Source organism: Fulvivirga kasyanovii (assembly GCF_009711405.1).
In the GTDB taxonomy this organism is placed as follows: Bacteria; Bacteroidota; Bacteroidia; order Cytophagales; family Cyclobacteriaceae; genus Fulvivirga; species Fulvivirga kasyanovii.
Genome location: NZ_SMLW01000028.1, coordinates 1 through 277 on the forward strand (window position 1 = coordinate 1; position 277 = coordinate 277).

At 47.7% G+C, this 277-nt stretch carries 1 protein-coding gene; it reads left to right on the forward strand.

Annotated features, from left to right (window positions below):
- Positions 1-277 (forward strand): hypothetical protein (locus E1163_RS29990; protein ID WP_221417843.1); only part of this gene is annotated, 277 nt, incomplete at both ends.

A 277-nucleotide genomic window follows, 5' to 3' on the forward strand; every position in this document is an offset into this window, starting at 1 on the left:
TATGCTGGACGGCACGGAGCCGTTGAGCTTTAAGCGGGCGGTGTTTGTTACAGAAAATGCCTACATGGGAGGAAAACTGGAATATGAGGTATTCCAAGCACACATCGCTTTCCTGGCGCACCTAGCGAGCATGCTAAAGGCACAAACGGATTATCCCTATCAAGGCAGCGACAAAGACAGGGTAAGCACTTACTGGTCAGCTTATCGGGTGCTGAAAGACAGCATCCCTTTGATATTCCAAAATGACACCCTACAAACCATTCCTTACACTTATGAT